A 1,887-nucleotide genomic window follows, 5' to 3' on the forward strand; every position below is an offset into this window, starting at 1 on the left:
ATACACCTGTTCCCATGCCGAACACAGAAGTTAAGCTTCTTAACGCCGAAAGTAGTTGGTGGGAAACTACCCGCGAGGATAGGTAGTTGCCACGCAATTCTAAAAGGAAGGACAAACGTCCTTCCTTTTTTTTGCCCTCTTTTTGGATTAAGCACTTAGACTATAACCATGGTCTAGGTGTTTTTTTGTATCAAAGCGACTACTACTGATATTTGAAATAGAAATCTTTTGACTTGGTGTATTGTAATTTTTAACTAGTTAGATCAAACTGATACTTTGTACATCATATTGATGCACTTACGTCCTGATCAAAAAATTAACCTTTAGGGTAAAATTATTTCTTGATTGATTTCAGATTTGTATACAACAGCTGTACCTTATAATTTATCAAGATAAAGTGATGTTTTATTTCAATTGAATATTAAAATTCTGGGTAGATCCTTCTCTAGCTTAATTGATCCATTACTGAAATTATGAAAATGAGGAGCGTATCGATATGCATTTGTTTCAAATAATATTCACGAGGGAAAGTAGTTGAGACATAAAATTCGTTATTGATACTATGTCAAACTAATATGGAGCCGTCTTTTAAAATGATGTTATCATTGGCTTATTAATCTAAAGAGGTAATTAATAATATGCGTCAAACTCGATATAAAAAGAAATCTCATAAAAAAGCGATCATTATCACATTGGTGACATTTTTTGTCTTAATGATCATTGGTGTTGTATTTTTCTTTCCGTTAAACAATGCTGTTAGAACCATTAGTGGTGGGAATGATACCACATCAGATAGGCTGGTTAAGGATGAGCTAGTCAAGAAGGTGGAATCAACAAGAAACGGTGATCCTCAACATGATAAAAAAGTTTCCGAGGTATCTAAGAATTTAAAGAACACTAGAATGTCAGATATTATGAAATCAGCAGGTGATCAATCTAAAGCAGCAAAAACATTACATGAAAATACGGCCTTATCATCAGCTGATTCTAAAAAAGTCGCAAAAGAGGTTTTCTCAGATAGTAAGTATGATGACTTAAGAAAATCGGTAAGTGATGGGAATTGGTATTCTGCTTATAATCAATATAGATCATTATCAAATGATGGTTCAATCACCGAACTAAAGAATAGTATTTCTAAATAATTGTATGCCCGACATTTGGATGTTTACTCCGGTTGTCGGGCTTTTATATACAGTGAGATAGGAGGTAGTAAACTCTTGGTCATCATTCTATCGGGAATAGCAGTATTTAACGATTTTTGATTTTAATATGTCCGTTCTGTCTATAGATCTTTATAATAGTTAATGCAACTCTATTCCTTGAGGTAACGAATTGCTTAATTGATATTCTAATGTTGGTGATTTGAGATTGGCATTTTAGTGTCGATAAATTCTAGTTCATTTTTTGCAGTTCGATATTTGGATGCATAGATATCATGAATGGTATTAGAGTATGCATTAAAAGGTGTTTGTTAGTTTATCTAAGTTGATTGAAAGCTGTATAGCATATTAGGTATACGATGATTTAAAATTGAAATTTGTATTTTGTTTTATTCCTAATATCAAAGAGTTGGTGTACTTTTAATTGGCAAGTAATACTCGCTGATAATAAAGCTATCGAAGTATTCTTGAATTAATTAGGCAAATGTAATGACAACGCTTATAATTTATACTATAATTTTAATTGCTAGATATCTTGATATGTAAGATAAATAAGTGCCCTTTGAATTAATTTAACTTTTTTTACAAAAGTACTTGCAAAGGTGTTACTTAACTAGTAATATATTACCTGTTGTTGCGACAGAGCAACGGCGACAACGTATTGATGAGTTCCTTTCATCTTTACCTTCAAATAATTATTTTAAAAAGTTGTTGACATTAACTTGTC

1 protein-coding gene and 1 rRNA gene are annotated in these 1,887 nt (G+C 31.7%); both read left to right on the plus strand.

All coding sequences use genetic code 11. From position 1 onward, the window contains the following. A 5S ribosomal RNA gene (rrf, locus tag EKM60_RS11035) occupies positions 1–95 on the plus strand; the annotation flags it as partial. Between the two features lie 543 nt (positions 96–638). Next, the gene (locus tag EKM60_RS11040) at positions 639–1,142 is read left to right on the plus strand and encodes a DUF4234 domain-containing protein (protein ID WP_125715379.1); all 504 of its coding nucleotides are present in this window, start codon (positions 639–641) and stop codon (positions 1,140–1,142) included. The last annotated feature ends 745 nt before the right edge of the window (positions 1,143–1,887 follow it).

The sequence above is a fragment of the Companilactobacillus kedongensis genome (assembly GCF_003946625.1).
GTDB lineage: Bacteria > Bacillota > Bacilli > Lactobacillales > Lactobacillaceae > Companilactobacillus > Companilactobacillus kedongensis.

Coding starts and splice junctions, on each gene's coding strand:
- EKM60_RS11040 (WP_125715379.1), top strand. CDS start 639: ATGCGTCAAACTCGATATAAAAAGAAATCTCATAAAAAAGCGATCATT.